Genomic DNA, 1,489 nt, shown 5'->3' with positions numbered 1-1,489 from the left:
ACTGGCGCGGCGGGGCCACCGCGCGCCTCGGCCACCTGCACGGACGGACACGCGACCACTCGGATCTCGCACGACTGACGCACGCGATCGACGACATCTGCCGTCCGGTTCTCGGGGATATGTGAGGGACGTGGCACATGAGCACGATGCAGACCGGCCGGAGCGGCGCACAGGCACTCTCCGCGGCGCAACGGCGGCTATGGCTGGCGTACCGGCTCCAGCCGGACAGCCCGGAGTTCACCGCTCCGTGGGCCGGACGACTGGTCGGTGGCCTCGATGCCGAACGCCTGCGGCGGGCCTGGCACGCCGTGCTCGACCGCCACGCGGAGCTGCGGCTGCGGCTCGACGAGGCGGACGGCGAGCCCCGCCGTTCGACGTGGGCGGCACGGGACTTCCCGCTGCCGCTGCGCGAGGTCGGCCCGGCCGCCGTGCCCGCGGAGCTGGAGCAGGCGGTCACCCGCCCGTTCCCGCTCGTCGGTCACCGCCTGGTCGACGCCGAGCTGCTCCGGCTCGGCCCGGCCGAGCACATCCTGGTCGTCGGGGCCCACCACGCCGTGGTCGACGGCCGCTCCTTCACCCTCGTCGTACGCGATCTGTTCAGGGCGTACGCGGGGGAGGAACTGCCCGCCGCCGGCCGCCCGTACACCGACTACGTCACGGCGGCACCCGCCCCGGCCGACCGGCGGTTCGAGTCCTGGATCGAGGAGTTCGAACTGCCCGAGGACGGCGACCCCCTCGGGTTCGCCCCGGCCGCCCGGGACGCCGACCGCGACGGCGCCCTCGTCCGGCACGCGATCCCGGCCGGGGTGTGGGAGGCCGTGCGCGGACTCGGCCGCCGCCTGCGCACCACGCCGCAGGTGATCGGCCTCGCCGCGTACGCGCTCGCGCTGAGCCGCTACACCGACCGGACCGACCTGATCGTCGGCGGCACCATGGACACCCGCTCCGGCGACTTCGCCGACACCGTCGGGATGTTCATCAACCCCGTGCCGCTGCGTGTCCGCGCCGACCCCGCCGCCGGTGTCGCGGACTACTGCCGGTCGGTGCACTCCTCGCTCATGCGCGCCTTCTCGTTCCGCGAGGTGCCGTTCGAGGAGGTCGTCCGCCGCCTGCACGCCGTGCCGGACCCCACCCGCACGCCCCTCTTCAGCACCCTGTTCAACTTCGAGGCGGACCCACCGGTCCTCGACTCGGCGGGGCTGCGGATCAGCGAGGTCGAGCTGCCCGTCCGCGTCTCCAAGTACGACGTGACGATGGTGCTGCGGGACCGGGGCGACACGGCCGAACTCCTCGCCACCTACCGGTCGTCGCGGTACACGCCCGCGCAGATCGGGCAGTTCACCGCGCACACCGCCGCGGTCCTCGCGGGCCTGGCCGAGGAGCCCGGCAGCGTCCGGGCCGTCCCGATGCTCTCCGCGGCCGACCGCGCGGAACTGGCCGCGCTCGGCACCGGTGCGGCACCGGACGCGGACTTCCGCCCGGTCACCGA

At 74.5% G+C, this 1,489-nt stretch carries 1 protein-coding gene; it reads left to right on the top strand.

The window, feature by feature from the left end:
• Nucleotides 1-137: 137 nt before the first annotated feature.
• Nucleotides 138-1,489, top strand: a 1,352-nt coding sequence (locus tag H5J30_RS32815; RefSeq protein WP_258563657.1) for a condensation domain-containing protein, incomplete at its 3' end; no start/stop codon positions are given.

This window comes from Streptomyces phytophilus, assembly GCF_013870535.1.
Classification (GTDB): domain Bacteria; phylum Actinomycetota; class Actinomycetes; order Streptomycetales; family Streptomycetaceae; genus Streptomyces; species Streptomyces phytophilus.
This window is presented reverse-complemented; position numbering and strand designations above follow the sequence as displayed.